Genomic DNA, 17,845 nt, shown 5'->3' with positions numbered 1-17,845 from the left:
TACAAAGAAGGAGTGAGAATTTATTGAGAAAGATGATTTATTTACTACTAATTTTCTGTTTGGTGCTTACTACTACTATGGGGTGCAATAAAGAATCTGATTCGGAGTTTTCTAAAGTCGTGAGGCAAGATATCCCTAAGAGAGTTCAAAATTTTATTGATACCAATAGTGAAAAAAATGGCGTCTATCTTTATTCTAGTAATATTGATAATGATGACTACAGCTACTTCTTTTTAAATGCAATTAATGTTAATCAAGGAGACAGAGCATCTTTTTTCACAGATGTAAAATTTGAAATAGAAGAACAAGAACAAACACTTAAAATTAGTTTTAATGAAGAACTGACTGATGATTCGTATTATACTCGAAAAATTGACAACATGTTGATTTATAAGATTAAATAGTCAGAAAAATTTGACACTATCAAAGTTTTTAAGAATGGTGAAGTAATTCCTATAGATGTAGTTGGTGTTTAATTCGCATCATTCCGATTTAGCGTCACAGGTTCCGCTAATTCTTATTTCGGAACCCCAATGTCTATTAGCAATGCATTGTTGTCAGGAGTTTTTTTTAGCGGTGATATAGTAATATTGTAAAATATGAGGTAGGACGCAGGCCGTTTTAGATTAGTTGATTAGGGGATTCTTTATGAAGAAATCTTTAGTGGTTTTGTTTATATTTTTAAGTGTTATTATCTTTATCGCAGGAAGTTCTGAACAGATAAATTCAAATAATAGGCTAGTGTTTTTAGAAAAGGAAAATAAAGAGTTGCAGATGAAGTTAGAACAAGTTAATTCGATATCTATGCTCTTTCAAGATTACAAAGATAAACAAAGGTTAGTACCGAAAGAATCCCAAATTTATGCTCTTCCAATTAATGGGTTGAAAAAACTGAACATGATTGAACCGAACACAGTTATTCAAGTAATAGATGCGGCACAATGCCAAAATGAACAGTTATGGTTTTATGTGTCGATACCAGTCTACGATTCCCCAATTAACCATAAGGGATGGATTCCAGAATCCGAAACGGTAAAATTAACCCAAGACAATGTAAAACAAGTGCAGGGAGATGTTTACCTTAAAGAAGGAACTCCAATCTATGAGGTGGAGCAGTTTAATGAATTAAATTCTGTAGCACTTAATAAAACTCCCAACGACGTTAGAGGAAGAATAGAGAAAAGAGAAGGTTCTTTCGTAAACTTAATGGCACCTGGTGGATGGTATTTTTGGGTAGAGGATAAGTATTTGATTTTTCCAAAAGTAGAATAAGAGAAAATTGGTCATATCTTCCCCCCTATACTAATCTTATTGCCATCTTCCTTGTCCCTATAATATCATCTTCATTTCTTAATAATATCAGACAAAAGGACAACACCGTTTCTGATTACATCAGGTTCCAGATGCCCATAGCCCATAAGCAGCTTGCTTTGATGCCTGCCTTTCTCAAGGCAGTGGCTTTCTACAGGAGTAATATAGATTCCGTTTTTTAGACAGCTGCTTTTAAACCCCTCGTCAAATCGCCTTCCTGGAAAATCTATAGCAACATGCAGCCCGGCGGAATCTCCATAAGCAATCCATTCGCTGCCAAAAGCTTCTGCCAGCGAATCCAACAACACTTGCCGGCGCTGGCCATAAATTTTACGCATCTTTTGGACATGCCTGTCCAGCTTGCGTGTTCTAAAAAATTCTGCCAGAGCAGCCTGCTCAAAGATTGGATTTTGTACATCCGTATGAGTACGCAGATCTCGCCAGCGCTCTTGAAGCTGATAAGGCAAAATTACATAACCTATTCTCAGTGCCGGAAAAACTGCTTTACTGAAGGTGCCGACATAAATCACACGTTGCGGGTCTAAAGTGTAAAGGGGAGCAATGGGCTCGCCGCTATAGCGGAATTCGCTGTCATAATCGTCTTCGATGATATAAAGATCCTTTTCTCTGGCAAAGCGAATCAACGCGGCACGGCGTGAGGCAGGAAGAATTCCGCCCAAGGGAAACTGATGAGATGGCGTAACATAGATTGGGCCTGTGCTTCCGCATTTTGACAGGTAATCAGTTTGCATCCCCTCGGCGTCAACGGGGATAGGAATAATGGAGCAGCCCTTGTTTAGGAACGTGCCTAGCATTCCGAGATGACAGGGGTCCTCCATCAATATTTTTTGGTTCTCCCTACAGAGAATATCCGCAATGAGATGCAGTCCCTGGGTTGCGCCGGCGGTAATAAAGATATCCTCTGATGAAACCTTAAGCCCGCGACTTCTGAACAACCAAGCCGCAATTTCCTCGCGAAGGGCAGGAAATCCCTGGGGTCCGGTATAACCAAAATCCTCAAGGGGCAGTTCTTCGGAGGCCTTATGCAGCAACTGCTGCCAAAGAAACCGGGGAAATTGTCTTAAGTCGGGTCTGCCCGTCCGAAAGCTTACGGAAATTGACCGGACTGCCTTGCTTTTTAGCTTAGGAGAGGATGCCGGTTTAACGGGTTCAAGGCATAAACCCTCCGAAACCCGTGTGGAGGCTCCCTGACGGCTGAGGATAAAGCCTTCAGCAATCAGCAAGTCATAAGCCTCGCAAACTGTATTGCGGGAAACCTTCAGCTCCTTCGCTAATTCTCGTGTGGAGGGCAGAGCTTCTCCCGCTTTCAGCTGCCCGGATAGCATCAGTTCTTTTAAGTGCTGGTAAATTTGACGCCATAACTGCAATTCATTGTTCCGGTTCAATTCAATTCCTAACATAACCCCTCCAACTGGCTCTGTAAAATCTGCTCTATACTGGCTCTTTAACAGAACCAGTGATCTGGGTAGAATTATACCATCAGGTTAAAAGAATGTAATGCATTTTTGGAGAGATGTTAGAATGGATGGTTTGAGCGGGAAATTATATTTGATTTGCGCTTTTTCCCTGGCAGGAACCAGCGTCATATCGGCTAGGTTCGTTACGGGAAAGCTGGGCACATTTACAATCACGGCAGTAAGTCTGTTTTTTGCCCTCGTGTTTTTGGTTCCATTATGCAGAAAACAACTTGTCCGGTATCTTCGCTTAATGTCCTTGCGCAATTTTCTCTTTTTGTCACTTCAGGCCTTATGCGGTATTTTTCTGTTCCGTATGTTTTTACTATGGGGCCTTCATTATACCGGCTCCGGAGAAGCGGGCATACTCACCGGCGCGACGCCGGCCATAACAGCGCTTCTGGCTATGATTGTATTAAGGGAGCCGGTCAGCGGCAGAAAACTTGCCGGAATACTCTGTACTGTGGGAGGTATTGTGATCATTCAAGGAGTATTAACGCCGGGAAAGGGTTTATCCTTAGAACACATCGGCGGCAATCTGCTCGTACTTTGTGCGGCGGCTTGTGAGTCGGCCTTCAATACGCTGTCACGTATTTCCGCTGTCAAAGCGGCGGCGGACTTGAAAGAACCAGCAAGTCCTCTTGCTCAGACCGCCATTGTATCGGCAATTGCTCTGATTCTCTGCCTGATCCCGGCAGCCTTTGAGCATCCCTTGAAGGAACTTGCAGGAATCGGCATGATAGAATGGACGGCTCTTCTTTGGTATGGCGTATTTGTAACAGCTCTGGCATTTATCTGCTGGTACTCTGGCATAAAGCGCTGCGGCGCGTTTACAGCTGCGGCTTTTTCGGGCATGATGCCCGTAACTTCCATGCTGCTGGCGACTGCAGTGTTGGGGGAAAGGGCCGGCTGCCAGCAGTGGTTAGGCGGTTTTCTTGTAATCCTCGGCATGTTCCTTATCGGGACTGAAGGGATTGTGATAGAATAGTAGCATGAAAAGGGAGGGTCTGCTTCATGCATAAGATCCTGATTGTTGAAGACGATGCCGTCATTGCCAAAGCGATTAAAAATCATATCGGGACCTGGGGGTGGGAAGGGGAATGTGTGACGGACTTCGAGCAGGTGATGTCTCTGTTTATTTCTTTCAATCCCCAGCTTGTACTCCTGGATATTTCGCTGCCTTTTTACAATGGCTACCACTGGTGCAGCGAGATCCGCAAGGTGTCCAAGGTACCCATCATCTTTATCTCCTCCGCTTCCGATAATATGAACATCGTCATGGCTATCAATATGGGCGGTGATGATTTTATTGCCAAGCCTTTTGACCTGAGTGTTCTGACGGCTAAGGTGCAGGCCATGCTGCGCCGGACCTATGATTTTGCCGGACAGACGGATTTGCTGGAGCACCGGGGAGCCATCCTCAACACCAGCGATGCTTCTTTAACCTATAATGACATCAAGGTTGAGCTGAGCAAGAACGATTATAAGATCCTGAAAATGCTCCTGGAGAATAAAGGCAAGGCTGTGGGCCGTGAAGCAATCATGGCCCGCCTGTGGGAAACGGACAGTTACATCGACGAAAACACCCTGACAGTAAACATGACCCGTCTGCGCAAAAAATTGGAAGGGGCAGGGCTGGCAGGATTTATTGTGACCAAAAAAGGGATAGGGTATATGGTGACGTGATATGCACGAGATCAGTCTATGGTCGGCAGGGAAGCAGTACCTCCGGGGGCAGAGCCGGGGAATCCTTTTGTACTGCAGCTTTGCCGGTATCTTTGCCTTGGTGTTTTATCTGTATCATCTTCCGGTAGAAGCGGTGCTCTATGCTGCTTTGCTCTGTGCCGCCCTGGCCCTCCCGGTCCAGACAGCGGATTTCTATAGCTATTATCAACGCTGCAGAGTGCTCCGGAATTTGCAGAAACAAATCATCTTCAGCCTGGAAGGGCTCCCTGAGGCTAAGGGATTAATGGAAGAGGAGTATCAGGAACTGATCACCGCCCTCTACCGGGATAAGATCAGGCTGGTTTCCCGGGCGGATAATGAGCGGAGGGATTTGGTGGATTATTATACCTTGTGGGCCCATCAGATCAAAACCCCTATCGCCGCCATGGGCCTCCTCCTCCAGTCCCTCCCCTCGGCGGAGGACGATGGGAGTACTGCTCAGAGTATGGAGCAGAATAGGGAGCTGGCCATGGAGCTGTTTAAAATTGAACAGTATGTGGAAATGGTGCTCCAATACCTGCGGCTGGAGAGCCCTTCTTCCGATTTTGTGCTGAAACGCTATGCTTTGGATGATATCGTCCGGCAGGCGGTGCGCAAATATGCCAAGATGTTTATCCGTAAGAAGATCAGCCTGGATTTCTCTCAGCTAAACTGTGAGGTGCTGACGGATGAAAAATGGCTGGTGTTTGTCATTGAGCAGATCTTGTCTAATGCTTTGAAGTACACCAACCGGGGGAAGATCTCCATTTATCTGGAAAGGGACGATGCCAAAACCCTGGTGATCGCCGATACAGGGATAGGCATTGCCGGGGAAGACCTGCCCCGTGTCTTTGAAAAAGGCTTTACCGGTTATAACGGCCGAAGGGATAAAAAGTCCACCGGGATCGGTCTTTATCTGTGCCAGCGGATCCTGACCCAGCTGTCCCACACCATTGTGATTGAAGGGGAGCCGGGCAAGGGCACAAAAGTGAAGATCGGTCTGGATAGGGTGGATATGGTGATGGAGTGAATCTATGCTATCGGCCGGAATGAGAGCTGGTTTTCTGGTATGGCAAGAAAAGGTCTGCATTTAAAGAAAATTGGTCGTCTATTTGTCTATTTTGAAAAAGGAGAACCAAAGGAAACCAAATATAGAATCGATTATCTAAAGGAAGCACCTTCCCAGGAACAACTTGATGTTTATCATGATTGCGGTTGGAATTTTATCGCAAAGAACGGTTATTTCTATGTCTTTTCTGCCTATTTGGATAATCAAGTAGTTCATATTACCTATTATGGGGAAGAGGGAATAGAGGATATTATACCGCCCCTTGCTCAAAAGATGAAAGAAGTGATTCCATGAAACCAATTTCACATACGGAAATATTTACCTTTTCGTGATATAATGGTATTATCTCATTGATAAATGTCTCAATGGCTAGGTGCAGAGAAACGTTATTTTGAATAAAGGTGAGTGCCATTATGCCATTACCCCAAAATGAAAGACAATACACATATGCAGACTACCTAGCATGGCCTGAAGATGAAAGAGTAGAAATCATTGAGGGTGTACCGTATATGCAAGCAACCCCTTCACCAGAACATCAGGAGATATCAATGAATTTATCTACTCAGATTTCAGTCTACTTAAAGGGGAAACCCAGTAAAGTTTATGCAGCACCATTCTCTGTTAGGTTAACTAAGGGTGACGAAAAGGAAGACGAAGACATTAAGAATGTTTTTGAGCCTGACATTACCGTTGTATGTGACCAATCTAAAATTGATAAACAAGGATGTAAGGGTATACCCGACTTGATAATTGAAATTATTTCTCCATCTTCGATTAAACATGACAGGGTTACCAAGTTTAATCAGTATGAAAAAGCTGGAGTTTTAGAATACTGGATTGTGGAGCCAGAAGGTAAACTTGTAAGTGTATTCTTATTGCAAAGTAACGGTAGGTATGGTAGGCCAGAAATATACACAGATGAGGAAAAAATAAATGTATCGATATTTCCAGATTTAACGGTAGATTTGAATGCGGTGTTTCCTTCTGTTTAATAAGGGTAGGATACATTGACGGAGTGAACTCGTTTGGCTGAATAAAATGATGATCTACCTTAGAAAAGGGTAAGTTTAAACTGGAAAATGTAAGCCAAAGTTATGGCAAGGCATTTTCCAGTTTTGCTATACTGAACCTACTCAGCAAAGGAGGTTCTTCTTGATAACCATGTCGGCACCTTTTATAGATTCCAGACAGAATATCTGTTCAAAACTGTTCTCTCCATGGTAAATAAGGGCAAAGAATGTTAAGATGGCAATTAATCCATTTTTTATTGGGCCTATCCAAAAGATGATGTGGAAGCTGATACCAATTGAAATAAGGAGCTGAGACTATTTGCTTCTTTTTAAAGATCTTATGTGGTTTTTTAAGCAGGAGAAAAAAGGCTATATCTTAGGGATCATTGTCTTAGTCCTCGTCGCTTTGCTAAATTTATTACCTCCTTATGTTGTTCGTGTTATTGTCGATGAAGTCAGTCGCGGGGCCCTAAGGTCGGAATCCTTGCTTTATTGGACGCTGATCCTTGCCGGGATAGGTTTGGCCGTTTATGCTTTGCGCTTTTCCTGGCGGTTAATGATATTTGGGGCGGCAAGCCGTTTAAGCAGGTTGCTTAGAAAGCAGCTTTTTGATCACTTTACCCTGATGTCCCCGCAATTTTATCAAAAGCATCGCACCGGTGATTTAATGGCTCATGCCACCAATGACATCCAAGCCGTTGAAATGACTGCCGGCATGGGGGTATTGACTTTTGTGGACTCCATAACAACCGGGGGGTTAGTGGTTTTATCAATGGCGGTATTTATCAGTTGGAAACTAACCCTTATTGCCCTCTTGCCAATGCCGCTGATGGCTTGGTCTACCAGCCGTTATGGGACAATGCTGCACAACCGGTTTCACCATGCCCAAGCCGCCTTTTCTGATCTTAACAATAAAGTGCTGGAAAACATTAATGGGATGAGAGTTGTCAAAGCCTTCGGAGAAGAAGAGGCAGAATTAGAAGCTTTTCGCGGGTTATCCGAGGATGTGGCGGCGAAGAACCTGGCTGTGGCCAAAGTAGATGCCCTCTTTGACCCGACAATCCAGCTGATTATTGGGCTTTCTTTTTTTCTGGCCCTTATTTTTGGCTCAATTGACGTGATTCATGGAAAATTGACCTTCGGGCAGCTTACTCAGTTTACCATCTATTTAGGCCAATTTATCTGGCCCATGCTCGCTTTCGGCTGGCTGTTCAACATTCTTGAACGGGGCAGAGCCTCCTATGACCGAATAGAGAAGTTATTGAAGATTAAGCAAACAATCAAGGAAAAGGAGGAGGCTCTTAGCCGCTTCAACAATGGGGATGTCATCTATAAAGGAGCCTCTTTCACTTATCCCGGAGGGAATACACCCATTTTGCAAACTATCAATGTTCGGGTGGAGCAGGGGCAAACCCTGGGGATTGTCGGTAAAACAGGGAGCGGGAAGACAACCTTTCTGCGCCTGCTTCCACGGGAGTTTGATCTTAACCAGGGAGATCTGCAAATAGGCAGCACGTCGATTTACGATGTAACCCTGGAATCTTTACGCAGTAAAATAGGTTATGTGCCTCAAGATAGTTTTCTGTTCTCCACGACCATTGCTGAAAATATTGCCTTAGGCAAACCGGAGGCCTCCCTGGAGGAAATTCATCAGGCAGCAGAAATTGCCGATATCCACGCAGACGTGCTGAGTTTTCCCGAGGGGTATGGCACCTTGGTTGGTGACCGGGGGGTCACTCTTTCCGGAGGGCAGAAGCAGAGGATATCTATTGCCCGGGCCCTTTTGCTGGAACCGGAAATTCTCATTTTAGACGACTCATTATCGGCAGTTGATGCGAAAACGGAGAAAAAGATTTTAGAGAGCCTGGGGAAAATGCGGGTCCAAAAAACCACCTTTATATCCTCTCATCGTCTTAGCGCCGTCGAAGAAGCAGACCTAATCATCGTGCTGAAAGACGGACAAATCACGGAAGAAGGTTCCCATAGGGAGCTGATGGCTCTTAAGGGCTGGTATGCCGCCACCTATCGAAGGCAGCAGTTGGAATCCTTGCTAGCAGAGGGGGCGGAGCATTGAGATGGTGATCCGACGCTTACTGAACTATCTTATCCCTCATAAAAAGGCCTTGACCTGGGCTTCTTTCATTCTGATCCTGGCTACCTTTGCCGATGTTATAGGTCCTGTTCTGGTTAAGGTTTTTCTCGATCAGCACTTAGTTCCCCGCTCCTTTGACCGGGGTGCCTTGATCATTCTGGCCTCAAGCTATCTGGGGCTGAACATACTGTCGGCAATATTACACTATTATCAATTAGTCAGCTTTAACGAAATTGCCCTGAAAATCGTCCGGCAGCTGCGAATTGATGTTTTCTCTCATGTACAAAACCTGGAGTTTAAGGTTTTCGACAATACTCCTGCCGGTGCCTTAATTTCGCGCATAACCAATGATACGGAAGCTATTAAAGAGCTGTTTGTAGGGGTTTTAGCGGCCTTTGTCCAGAATATGGTTTTCATGCTGGGTGTTTTTGTGGCTATGTTTTATTTAGATGTTCGTTTAGCTTGTTTTTGTCTGATCTTGCTGCCGATGATTATCATCCTCATGATTTCCTACCGCAAAGTAAGTACCAAGGTTTACCGAAGGCTGCGCCAGGAACTTAGTCATCTTAATGCCAAACTGAATGAATCCGTCCAGGGAATGAATATCATCCAGGCTCTGCGCCAGGAGAAGCGCTTTCGCCGGGAATTTCAGACCATCAGCAATAATTACTATAGGGAAGAGATGGTGAATATTCGTTTAGAAGGCCTTTTTGTCCGGCCGGCGGTTGACCTGATCTATACCTTGGCCTTAGTCATGGTTTTAAATTATTTCGGGTTCCAATCTTTGACGGGGCCCATTGAAATAGGGGTGCTTTACGCTTTTATCAACTACCTGGAGCGTTTCTTTGAACCTGTCAACATGATGATGGAGCGTTTGACCCAATTCCAACAATCTTTCGTTGCTGCCGAGCGGGTTTTTGAATTATTGGATGACCGGCGCATAGCTCCCAAGGGCAGCTCTGTGGATTCTCCTGGGATCAGTCAGGGAGAAATTGAATTTAACGATGTCAGTTTCTCTTATGATGGCGACAAGGGGGCAAAGGTCTTAAAATCAATCAGCTTCACTGCCTACCCAGGGCAAACTGTCGCTTTAGTCGGGCATACAGGCAGCGGTAAAAGTACCGTTGCTAACCTGCTCATGGGGTTCTATCCGGTCACTCAAGGAGAAATCTTTATCGATGGAGTTTCCCTTTCCCGGCACTCCCATCAAGAGCTGCGCTCAAAAGTAGGGCTGGTTGCCCAAGACCCCTTCTTATTCGCAGGTACTATTTCCAGTAATATTGCCTTGTCCCGATCTGAGATTACCGAAAAGGAAGTTCAGGAAGCTGTTTCTTTTGTTCAGGCCGAAGACTTTATTGGCAGGCTGCCCCAGGGACTTCAAGAGCCCATGGGAGAACGGGGGACAACGTTATCCAGCGGACAGCGCCAACTGATCTGTTTTGCCCGGACTATGGCCGGCAATCCCAAGATACTTGTCTTAGATGAAGCAACAGCCAGCGTGGATACGGAAACAGAGGAAGCTATTCAAAAGGCTTTAAGAAAGATGCGCCAAGGCCGGACAACTATCGCTATTGCTCACCGGCTTTCAACCATTCAGGATGCCGACCTGATTTTAGTCCTGCACCATGGCAAAATTGTGGAGAGGGGAACTCATGCCGAACTTTTGGCTCAAGAAGGGTTATATTATAAGATGTTTATGCTCCAGCATGGGAGCAAAGAAAAAGAATAAGAAGTAAATACGGAGGAAATCTTTTGCAAAGCTTGCTCAAAATGCAAAGCTATGACTTGTTGATTTCTCATGGCTATGCAACCAAAGTGTGAACAGAAATATGCCGATGTCGGCGCTATCTTCATTATCGTGATTATGTCGGGAGTATCGAGTTTTCCGAAAAAGATGAAGTTTTTCACGGTAAAGTCCTAGGCATAAAAGACATGATTTCATTCGAGGGTGACAGCGCGAAAACACTCACAGAGGATTTTCACAATGCAGTTGACGAGTATTTGACATTCTGTGAAAAAAGCGGCAAACAGCCCGAAAGGCCATTTAAAGGGTCTTTCAATGTCCGAATTCAACCTAAATTGCATCGCAAAGCCGCCCTCGCGGCATGTCCCTCAATGCTTTTGTGGAAGATGCCATTCGACACAATGTCAATCAACTTTAACAGCCCAATATGGAAAGGGCTCTAACGGACAAGAAGCTGCAACTCCTCTGAGAGGGATGCAGCTTTTTTTGTTATCTAATTCCTCAAGAGCCTGGTTCTTTTCGCTGACTGCCTGCTGCAGCTCCCGGGCGGACATATTTTCAATATCCTTGTCCTTGACGAATTCATCCCGCTCTTCTTCAGGAACCCCTAAGAGGATAAGGGCTTGGGAGTAAGTCAAATTGTGCAGCGCTGCATAATTTGAAAGTAAGGTATATTACTCCATAGCCAGAGCCAAAAAAGTGAACTAATTACCTATAAATCGAGTTGGCCACCAAAGCTTTGTATTGAGCTTCCGTTAATTTGCAGTGATAGAACAAGTCGTAATAACGGGCGGTCTCTTTATAGAGATCATAGTTAGCTTGTTCGGGATAGAGCAACTGAGTAATCCAGATCATGCCCATATAACGGTTGACAGAAGGAGGGAAGCCCATCCAGTTATAGGGTCCCAGGGGTATCTCGTAATATTTGCCATTCTTGATAGCCTTTACTTCCTGCCAGGATTTATCTTGGCCGATTGTGTTGTAAATGCTGTCAGGCGCAAAGACAATAACATCAGGGTTCCAGAGGAGGATTTGTTCCAGATCCACAGGATTTCCGCTGCCCTTGCTGGAGATGTCTTTGACCACGGCCACATTGTTGCTGATCCGATCAAGGATCTCGGCGTGGAATGAGCCTTTGGCCAGGACATTAAGGCCATTGTCACCCAGACAATAGAGGAGATTGGCTTTGCCCTTTTTCCCGACCTTTTTCATAATCTCATCGGTATTCTGCTTGATTTCTTCGCAGTACAGGGCGAGGACTTCAGCTTCTTTCTCCCTGCCCAGCAGCTTGCCCAGCATCCGGTAGGTGTCCCCCATGGTTTCGGTGGTGGCGGTGATATGAACTGTGGGGATACCTACCTGCTTTGAAAGTCCGTTCATATCGTCCACGATGGTGGATTTAGGTTCCCCTACGTCAATGACAAGCTGAGGGTTAACTTTGGCTAGTTCTTCAAGATTCAGATCGGAGCTTCCGTACAGCTGGCCTAAAACGGGAAGGTTGTAGTATTTGGTATCGAGATATTCCTCGGCTGCCGGAGCCCATTTCGAGGAAAGGCCTACAAACATATCCGGGGCCAGGGCGAAGAGGACGATTTGGGCCATAGAGCCGGAAGGGGCAATACGGGTAATATTTTTAGGGATTTCAACGACCCGCCCGGCTGAATCCGTAAAACTGACAGTCGCCTTGTCATCCGAACCGTTGCCGGCGGGGGCGGAAGCAGGCTGGTTGGGTTCGCCGGTGAGTTTTCCGCAGGCAGTTGTCATGGTCAGGGCCAGACAAATAAGGATGAGCACTGCGATAAGTTTTTTTCTCATGGGAAATCCTCCTTAAAATTTAATTTTTATACTAGATCCTCATGTTGCTATGCAGCACGAGTCGGGCAGCTTCGCCCACATCTGAACACTTTCGCATGGATTTTTTAGATTTCCTATGTATTAAGAGCAAAATCGCTGCGGGGAGCCAGCTTCGATAATGCTCTTCGGAATACAGACTCGGGCTTTATCGTCGTAGAGACTTTGCAGCTCAACGTCTATTCCGTAAAGCTGGTGAATCAGTTCTTGGCTAAACACCTGGCAGGGGGGACCCAGAGCCAGCACTTTGCCATCCTTCATTGCCAGGACCTTGTCTGAGAATAAAAAGGTCTGATCCGGATTATGGGTGGATTGGATAATGGTATACCCTTCTTTGGCCAAGGATTTGATCTGGGTGAGAACCCTGATCTGGTTGCCGAAGTCCAGGTTGGCTGTGGGTTCATCCAAGATCAGGATTCGGGCTTCCTGAACCAGGGCCCGGGCCATTAAAACCAGCTGCCGTTCTCCCCCGCTGATCTGGGTATAGCCCCGCTCTTTTAAATGGAGGATGCCCAGGCGTTCTAAGGCAGACTCCGCCAGTTTGCGCTGTTTGACGCCGGGGCTGGAAAGGGTGGAGAGCTGAACGGTGGTGCCCATGAGAACCATATCGAAGACCGTATAGTTAAAGGAAGGGTAGTGACACTGAGGGATATAGGCGATGTACTGGGCCATTTCCCTGATTCCCAACTTGCGGATGTCCCTGCCGTTTAAAAGAGCCTTTCCCTTATACTTGCTGAGCAGGCCGAGGATACAGCGGAAGAGGGTACTTTTTCCGGTGCCATTAGGTCCCAGGATGGATAACAGTTCCTGATCCTTGGCTACAAAGTTGATCCTATCAAGAATAAGCCGATCCCCATAGCTGAAACTCAGATTAGCAACCTCAATACTCAAAAACTTTCCCCCTTCCTGGTTATTAAGTAGACGAAAAAGGGTGCCCCGATAAACGCCGTGAGTATGCCCAGGGGGATTTCTGTTGTAAACAGATTTCGGGAGAAATTGTCTACAAATAAAAGAAAAATTGCCCCTAGCAGCATGGATGCTGGCATAAGGTGAATGAAATTGTTTCCTACCAGCTTTCTTGCTAAATGGGGGATGATCAGACCTACCCAGCCGATCATGCCGCTTACGGATACACTGGCGGCTGTGACAAAGGTGGCGCAGATAATGACCAGCAGGCGGATTCTTTGAGCATTGACCCCCATGGTCTTGGCTTCTTCGTCCCCTAAGGTGAGAACATTCAGGCGCCAGCGCAAGAGGAGCAAAGGAATTAGCCCGAGGATCATGGGGATGATGGAGAAGATAATATCGCTGAACTTTGCCCCCGCCAGGCTTCCCATCAGCCAGTAAGTGATGGCGGGAAGCTGATCCGTGGGATCGGCTACTAATTTGATAAAAGAGGTGCCTGCCGAGAAGAGGGAGCTGATCATGATTCCTGACAGAACTAAAGCCAGAAGGCTTTTTCCCCGGGCGCGCCGACTGATAAGAAAGACTAAAGCTACCGTCAGAAGTGAGAAGAAAAAGGCGCTGAAGGTAATAAAAGTACTGCTTCTGTAATAAAGGATCGCCAAGGCAGCTCCAAAGGCAGCCCCCTGTGAGGCTCCCAAGACATCCGGAGCAGCCATAGGGTTTTGAAAAACCCCTTGATAAGCTGCGCCGGCAGCAGACAGGCAGCAGCCGACCAGACAGGCTAAAAGGATGCGCGGCAATCTGATATTGAGCAGCACGATTTCAACCTGATCGGGCCAGAATTTCTCTGCGGGATATAATTTCTCAAGCAAAATTCCCAGGAGTTCTCTGCTGGGGATAGGATAGCGGCCGAAGCGAATGGAGATGAAGATTGAGATGATAAGCAGAATGCCCAGACCGCAGACTACTGCTTGATTCCGGTTCATTTTCCTCATAGTCTCACCGCCTTTAAAAAGAAACTGACATAAAATTGGCTAGCATAAATTAACATGCAGAAGTGGTTTAAGAGAAGAAAAAGCCGGCAGGAAATGAGGAATCTTCTGATTTGTTAAAAATTATACAAGGGGAAGAATGCCTTGTCAATGAATAAAAACAAATAAAACTATATAAAAACTAATAAAAACTAATAAAAACTAACATAAATTAACTGGACATGGAGGTCGTAAATGGTTAAATTAAAGATAAGCTAAAATAACATAACGAAAACAAATAACTTATTAATGGAAAGCGTTTGGAGGTTGTTATGAAACTGATAACAGTTGCCGGTCCGCCCTCTTCGGGCAAGACATCGGTAATACTCAGGCTAATTGAAGGGATGAATCGTCCTCAAGGCAGTATTGGGGTTGTGAAGTTTGACTGCCTGACTTCTTTTGACAATCTCAGCTATGCAGAAGCGGGGATTCCTGTGCATACCGGGTTTTCCGGCAAGGTATGTCCGGATCATTTTTTCGTAAGCAATATTGAAGATGCGGTTCAGTGGGGAGTGCAGTCAGGTTTTGAGGTGCTCATCACGGAGAGTGCCGGTCTCTGCAACCGTTGTTCCCCCTATATCAAAGGGATTCTGTCCGTCTGTGTCATTGACAATCTCTCCGGAGTGAATACCCCTCGCAAAATAGGCCCCATGCTCAAATATGCGGATATCGTGGTGGTGACCAAAGGAGATATTGTTTCCCAGGCCGAACGGGAGGTCTTTGCCTTCAATATCCGGCAGGTGAATTCAGCGGGGAAACTGATTTTTTTGAACGGGATTACCGGACAAGGGGCCTTTATTCTGGCCAAATACCTGCAGCAGGCCGGGGAGATTCTCAGCCTCAGAGATACTAGACTGCGTTTCACCACGCCTGCCGCGATCTGCTCTTATTGCACCGGGGAGATTAAAATCGGAGAGCCTTATCAGATGGGAATGATGAAGAAGATGGAGTTTAAAAGCCTATGACAGCAGATTTTTTGAGTATCCTGACCAGCCGGCCTCTGGCGGAGGTCTTGAGGGAATATCCCATTGGCTGGGATTTTCTGGCTAATTACCGGCTGCATAGTTTAGGGCCGGAGCTTTCTTTCTCCCAGGCCTTGCTGGAGGTGGAAGAGGAAGCTCTGGCAGAATTCGGCTTGGATCGGTTGGGAGCTTTAGAGAGCTTTGCTGAGTTTCTGGAGCAGTTTACTCCCAAAGAGAATCCTTTGGCCGAGGTCAAGTCTATTACGATTATCGGCGGATGGAATAAAGCCAAGAGCCCGGAAGCTGTCAGTCTGACGATTTCCGCCGGGGAAATCATCAGCATTGTCGGGCCCACGGGATCGGGGAAAAGCCGGCTGCTCAATGACATTGAGTGCCTGGCCCAGGGGGATACCCTCACGGGCAGGAGAATTCTGGTCAACGGGGCGGAACTGGATGACCTGCAGCGCTTCGAAATGGAAGGGAAACTGGTGGCCCAGCTTTCCCAAAATATGAATTTTGTCATGGATTTGACGGTTTGTGAATTTTTGGAGATGCATGCCAAATGCCGGCTTACACCTAATGTAGGAGAAGTGACAGCAACTTGTTTTCAGTGTGCCAATGAGCTGGCTGGGGAAAAATTCTCTGAAGACACTTTGGTAACCCAGCTTAGCGGAGGGCAGTCCCGGGCCCTAATGATCGCGGATACTGCCTTCATGAGTGAATCTCCCATCATCCTGATTGATGAAATCGAAAATGCCGGGATTAACCGGCGGCAGGCGATAGGACTTCTGGCCAAAAGGGAAAAGATTATTTTAGTCTCCACTCATGACCCTCTTCTGGCCTTGAGCGCCGACAAGCGGATTGTGATTCAAAACGGGGGAATCGCCAAAGTTATTGAGATATCCGAGGCGGAGAAAGAGAGTTTGGGGATCATTGAAGACCTGGATAATACTATGCAGAGGCTGCGCACAGCGCTGCGGGCCGGGGAAGTGATTAGCATGAGAGATTTGGAAGAGCCTGGCTGATAAGGATTCAGCGGGGAAGTCATTTGTTAGTTGAATATTGCCCAATCTAAAGGAGGGATTACGGTGTGGGAGTTATACGATGCTTTAATCGAAGGGATACCTGAAGATTACTGGGTTGATGAGCTGGTTTGCGGGTACCATTATACTTATGTCCGCAGCGGAGACAGTTCAGGAGTGGCTGCGGGACGGCCCTATAATCAGCGGATGCCTATGTTTAACAAGAACCTCTTGGGCTCGCCCCTGCGGGAAGCGGCATCCTGTGTGAAATCATGGAACCTGATGGAGGCTGCTCTGGGGTCTGCAGCCCTTAACGCTTACTACAATAATCCTCAGGTGGCCAGAGCCAACGGTGTGGAATTTTCCGATGCCCAGCGCGTGGAAGACCGGCGCTATGATCCCTTTATCATGTCTCAGAATGCGGTTAAGGGAAAAAAAGTTGTGGTTGTGGGGCATTTTCCCTACCTGGAGAACCTGCTGGAACCGGTCTGCGACTTTTCCATTATTGAATGGGACCCCTTAGAGGGGGACTACACGATGCCGGCCTGTGAGTACTTGCTGCCTGAAGCAGATTATGCCTACCTTACCTGCACAACTTTGGTGGATAAAACCCTGCCCCGGCTCCTGGAACTGACCAGAAATGCTGCCCAGGTCTGTCTGGTGGGGCCCGCTACCCCCTTGGCTCCGGTGCTTTTTGACTACGGGATTGATGAACTGTCAGGGTTTCTCATTAAAGATAATGCTCAGGCTTTTAGGGTGGCTGCCGGGGCGGAACAGGTGAAGATTTTCCGAGCAGGCCAAAAGGTGGCTTTTAAAGCAGAAAGGCAGCAGGATCATGAATTTTGAATGGAATGCCCAAACCATTCGCTGGTATGAGGAGGCTAATGCCTATTCAGGGTTCTTCAGAAAAGTGGCTGACCTGATTGCTCCCATGCTGCGCAGTTGTACCACCCTTTGCGATATAGGTTGCGGTCTGGGTCTTCTGGATCTGGAGCTCAGCCCCAGTATCTCAAGCATTACTTGTATAGATATTAACCTCAATGCCTTGGGTGCTTTGCAGAAACAGGTAGATGCCAGGCAGATCAGCAATATCCGGCCTAGGCTTATGGACTACAGGGCTCTAAAGGAGGACTGGGACGTTATCTGCGTAAGTTTTTTTGGCAGCAGAGAAGTTGAAGAATTTCTGCCCCACTGCCGGAAGCTGATTGCCGTGGTGGGCAAGAAACAGCAAACAGAGCTTTACCCGGAAAAATACCGGAAATTCCTGAAGAATACTCCTGAAAAGGTGGAGGAGTTTCTCAAGGAGAAAAGGATCGACTATGTCCTCACGGAAGCAGCCTTTGAGTTCGGTCAGCCCTTTCACTCCCGGGCCGATGCAGAGGATTTCCTCCGGACCCATTGCCCAGCTATCAGTGCTGAGGACTTGAGCAATTTTTTGTTAAAGTCTCTCAAAACCACCGGGGACTCCCGATTTCCATGGGTCATACCCCGCTTGAAATCCATTGGAGTATTTGAGATTAAAGGGAGTCTGTGAGAAATGCATATCTTTTTGACCGGTGAAATCCAAATCAGAGAGCACGCTCAGGTGGCCCTGCTCACGGTGACTCGGGAAAACAGAGATTGGCTGCCGGGGCTGCTCGCTCATTTTCTGAATACATTTTCACAGTG

General features: G+C 46.5%; 18 protein-coding genes and 1 pseudogene. 14 read left to right on the top strand and 5 right to left on the bottom strand.

Features of this window, described 5'->3' with window-relative positions; genetic code table 11:
* Nucleotides 1-23: 23 nt before the first annotated feature.
* Nucleotides 24-404, top strand: a complete 381-nt coding sequence (locus BLS16_RS05360) for a hypothetical protein (protein WP_242876208.1) — start codon at nucleotides 24-26, stop codon at nucleotides 402-404.
* 244 nt (nucleotides 405-648) lie between these two features.
* The gene (locus tag BLS16_RS05355; RefSeq protein WP_092330851.1) at nucleotides 649-1,272 is read left to right on the top strand and encodes a hypothetical protein; all 624 of its coding nucleotides are present in this window, start codon (nucleotides 649-651) and stop codon (nucleotides 1,270-1,272) included.
* Nucleotides 1,273-1,343: 71 nt separating this feature from the next.
* Here the strand turns inward: BLS16_RS05355 and pdxR are convergent, their stop codons facing one another.
* The gene (gene pdxR / locus BLS16_RS05350; RefSeq protein ID WP_092330848.1) at nucleotides 1,344-2,732 is read right to left on the bottom strand and encodes a MocR-like pyridoxine biosynthesis transcription factor PdxR; all 1,389 of its coding nucleotides are present in this window, start codon (nucleotides 2,730-2,732) and stop codon (nucleotides 1,344-1,346) included.
* A gap of 121 nt (nucleotides 2,733-2,853) precedes the next feature.
* On the opposite strand from pdxR, the gene BLS16_RS05345 reads away from it, so the two are divergent.
* The 8 genes from BLS16_RS05345 to BLS16_RS05310 all read left to right on the top strand — a co-directional run bounded on the left by BLS16_RS05345 (nucleotide 2,854) and on the right by BLS16_RS05310 (nucleotide 10,848).
* Complete coding sequence (locus BLS16_RS05345) at nucleotides 2,854-3,774, top strand: DMT family transporter (protein WP_092330845.1); 921 nt, start codon at nucleotides 2,854-2,856, stop codon at nucleotides 3,772-3,774.
* 26 nt (nucleotides 3,775-3,800) lie between these two features.
* Complete coding sequence (locus tag BLS16_RS05340) at nucleotides 3,801-4,472, top strand: response regulator transcription factor (protein ID WP_092330843.1); 672 nt, start codon at nucleotides 3,801-3,803, stop codon at nucleotides 4,470-4,472.
* 1 nt (nucleotide 4,473) lies between these two features.
* A complete protein-coding gene (locus BLS16_RS05335; protein WP_092330840.1) occupies nucleotides 4,474-5,520 on the top strand; it encodes a sensor histidine kinase in 1,047 nt (348 codons plus the stop codon).
* The gene (locus BLS16_RS05330) at nucleotides 5,521-5,853 is read left to right on the top strand and encodes a DUF2812 domain-containing protein (protein WP_345788515.1); all 333 of its coding nucleotides are present in this window, start codon (nucleotides 5,521-5,523) and stop codon (nucleotides 5,851-5,853) included.
* A gap of 119 nt (nucleotides 5,854-5,972) precedes the next feature.
* Nucleotides 5,973-6,551: a Uma2 family endonuclease gene (locus tag BLS16_RS05325; protein WP_092330835.1), complete on the top strand. Its 579-nt coding sequence runs from the start codon at nucleotides 5,973-5,975 to the stop codon at nucleotides 6,549-6,551.
* 337 nt (nucleotides 6,552-6,888) lie between these two features.
* Nucleotides 6,889-8,643, top strand: coding sequence for an ABC transporter transmembrane domain-containing protein (locus BLS16_RS05320; protein WP_092330832.1), 1,755 nt, complete (start codon nucleotides 6,889-6,891; stop codon nucleotides 8,641-8,643).
* 1 nt (nucleotide 8,644) lies between these two features.
* Nucleotides 8,645-10,390 carry an ABC transporter ATP-binding protein gene (locus tag BLS16_RS05315; protein WP_092330830.1) on the top strand — a complete coding sequence of 582 codons (1,746 nt, stop codon included), beginning with the start codon at nucleotides 8,645-8,647 and terminating at the stop codon, nucleotides 10,388-10,390.
* 203 nt (nucleotides 10,391-10,593) lie between these two features.
* Nucleotides 10,594-10,848 carry a type II toxin-antitoxin system HicB family antitoxin gene (locus BLS16_RS05310; RefSeq protein WP_345788512.1) on the top strand — a complete coding sequence of 85 codons (255 nt, stop codon included), beginning with the start codon at nucleotides 10,594-10,596 and terminating at the stop codon, nucleotides 10,846-10,848.
* Here the strand turns inward: BLS16_RS05310 and BLS16_RS24200 are convergent.
* The 4 genes and pseudogenes from BLS16_RS24200 to BLS16_RS05290 all read right to left on the bottom strand — a co-directional run.
* Nucleotides 10,810-11,055 (bottom strand): annotated as a pseudogene (locus BLS16_RS24200) (DUF3102 domain-containing protein); the annotation flags it as partial. The gene BLS16_RS05310 and the pseudogene BLS16_RS24200 sit on opposite strands and share 39 nt — an antisense overlap.
* A 58-nt stretch (nucleotides 11,056-11,113) precedes the next feature.
* Complete coding sequence (locus BLS16_RS05300; protein ID WP_092330827.1) at nucleotides 11,114-12,220, bottom strand: ABC transporter substrate-binding protein; 1,107 nt, start codon at nucleotides 12,218-12,220, stop codon at nucleotides 11,114-11,116.
* Between the two features lie 120 nt (nucleotides 12,221-12,340).
* On the bottom strand, nucleotides 12,341-13,147 hold the full coding sequence (locus BLS16_RS05295; protein ID WP_092330825.1) for an ABC transporter ATP-binding protein: 807 nt from the start codon (nucleotides 13,145-13,147) through the stop codon (nucleotides 12,341-12,343).
* Nucleotides 13,144-14,157, bottom strand: coding sequence for a FecCD family ABC transporter permease (locus BLS16_RS05290; RefSeq protein WP_092330822.1), 1,014 nt, complete (start codon nucleotides 14,155-14,157; stop codon nucleotides 13,144-13,146). Before BLS16_RS05290 ends, BLS16_RS05295 begins: the two co-directional genes overlap by 4 nt.
* Before the next feature lie 308 nt (nucleotides 14,158-14,465).
* Between BLS16_RS05290 and BLS16_RS05285 the strand changes: the two genes are divergently transcribed.
* From BLS16_RS05285 to BLS16_RS05270, 4 genes are all read left to right on the top strand, one after another.
* Nucleotides 14,466-15,158, top strand: coding sequence for a GTP-binding protein (locus BLS16_RS05285; RefSeq protein ID WP_092330820.1), 693 nt, complete (start codon nucleotides 14,466-14,468; stop codon nucleotides 15,156-15,158).
* Complete coding sequence (locus BLS16_RS05280) at nucleotides 15,155-16,180, top strand: ATP-binding cassette domain-containing protein (protein ID WP_092330817.1); 1,026 nt, start codon at nucleotides 15,155-15,157, stop codon at nucleotides 16,178-16,180. The genes BLS16_RS05285 and BLS16_RS05280 overlap by 4 nt, the downstream gene beginning before the upstream one ends.
* A 63-nt stretch (nucleotides 16,181-16,243) precedes the next feature.
* On the top strand, nucleotides 16,244-17,023 hold the full coding sequence (locus BLS16_RS05275; protein WP_092330815.1) for a DUF364 domain-containing protein: 780 nt from the start codon (nucleotides 16,244-16,246) through the stop codon (nucleotides 17,021-17,023).
* Nucleotides 17,013-17,711: an SAM-dependent methyltransferase gene (locus tag BLS16_RS05270; protein WP_092330812.1), complete on the top strand. Its 699-nt coding sequence runs from the start codon at nucleotides 17,013-17,015 to the stop codon at nucleotides 17,709-17,711. Before BLS16_RS05275 ends, BLS16_RS05270 begins: the two co-directional genes overlap by 11 nt.
* Nucleotides 17,712-17,845: the final 134 nt, after the last annotated feature.

It is taken from the genome of Desulfosporosinus hippei DSM 8344 (assembly GCF_900100785.1).
Taxonomy (GTDB): Bacteria; Bacillota; Desulfitobacteriia; order Desulfitobacteriales; family Desulfitobacteriaceae; genus Desulfosporosinus; species Desulfosporosinus hippei.
This window is presented reverse-complemented; position numbering and strand designations above follow the sequence as displayed.